The organism is Arthrobacter endolithicus (assembly GCF_026627425.1).
In the GTDB taxonomy this organism is placed as follows: domain Bacteria; phylum Actinomycetota; class Actinomycetes; order Actinomycetales; family Micrococcaceae; genus Arthrobacter_M.
The window spans coordinates 1-1,355 of sequence record NZ_JAPNLH010000046.1 but is presented as its reverse complement, the minus strand read 5'-3'; the positions used below and the strand labels follow the sequence as shown (position 1 = coordinate 1,355).

At 63.3% G+C, this 1,355-nt stretch carries 1 protein-coding gene and 1 pseudogene; both read left to right on the top strand.

The window, feature by feature from the left end:
• Positions 1-265: pseudogene (locus tag OS914_RS17840) on the top strand (hypothetical protein); the annotation flags it as partial.
• Positions 262-1,272, top strand: a complete 1,011-nt coding sequence (locus OS914_RS17835; RefSeq protein WP_267547399.1) for a tyrosine-type recombinase/integrase — start codon at positions 262-264, stop codon at positions 1,270-1,272. The pseudogene OS914_RS17840 and the gene OS914_RS17835, both read left to right, overlap by 4 nt.
• Positions 1,273-1,355: the final 83 nt, after the last annotated feature.

The window sequence follows — 1,355 nt, the reverse complement described above, 5'->3', positions numbered from 1 at the left end:
CGGCCTGGCGTTCCCGGTTCCTGAGGGCACCACGGCACCGCGCTTGCACTGCCTGCGTCATTCGTTCGCCGTCGGATGCCTGCTCCGCTGGTACAGGGAAGGCGTGGATCCATCGGCGATGCTCTACCAGCTCTCAACGTTCATGGGCCACGTGGATCCATCCTCGACCGCTGTCTACCTGACCATCACCCCGGAACTCCTCTCCGAGGCAAGCCACCGGTTCGAAACCTATGCCGAACGCGCCTGGGCGGAGGCGAAACCATGACCGGAACACAACAGCTGGGGCCGCTGATCCACTCCTTCTTCATCGACCACCTCGTCACCGTCAAGGGCCTCCGCCCTGCCTCAGTGCGCAGCTACAGCGACACCATCCGGCTGCTGTTGTGCTTCGTGGCCGAGCGAAAGGGAACCAAGATCACCAGACTTAAGCTCGAGGACCTGAGCTTCGAGCATATCCTCGGCTTCCTGCGCTACCTGGAAGGCGATCGCCATAACCACGTGCGGACCCGCAACCAACGCCTGGCTGCCCTGCACACCCTTTTCGAATACATCGCCAGCCGGGAACCGACAATGCTCGAAACCTGCCAACGAGTTGCGGCCATCCCCATAAAACGGGCGGCACCTGCCGAGACGCACTTCCTGGAACGCGACGAAATGGAGGCACTGCTGCGGCACCTGCCACGCACCGGCCGCTTGGCCCAGCGGGACCACGCCCTCATCCTGTTCCTCTACAACACCGGGGCGCGGGCACAGGAAATCGCAGAGCTCCGGGCAGGAAACCTGCAGCTGGTCGAGCCCTACCTCGTCAGGCTCCACGGCAAAGGAGACAAATGGCGGACCTGCCCGCTATGGGACCAGACCGCAAAACGACTCACCGCCCTGCTCGACTCATCAGGTGCACCGGCAGCGGCAAACGCCCCGGTCTTCTGCTCGGCAACCGGTGAAGCACTCACCCGCTTCGGCATCTACAAGGCCGTGCGGCGCCTCGCCGGACACCTCGACGATCCCGGCATCAACCGCACGGTCAGCCCACATGTCTTCCGCCACACCGCAGCGATGCACCTCCTTGAATCCGGAGTCGAAATCAACGTCATCCGCGGCTGGCTCGGGCACGCCGACCTGACAACGACGAATCGCTACGCTGAAATCAACACCAGGACAAAAATGGAAGCCCTGCGGGCCACCGAGCCGCCCGATACTTCGGCGGCACGCCGCCCCACTCCCGTCTGGAGGTCCGACGAATCACTGCTCAACTGGCTCTCAAACCTCTGATCGTTATGTGGCCCGAATCAACCAAACCAGCCGGCCAGAACCGGTTCCGGCGGCCGGGCCACATAATCAGGCAGGGCACAGAA

Excerpts from the sequence above, each read along its gene's own strand:
- OS914_RS17835 (WP_267547399.1), top strand. The coding sequence starts at position 262 with ATGACCGGAACACAACAGCTGGGGCCGCTGATCCACTCCTTCTTCATC.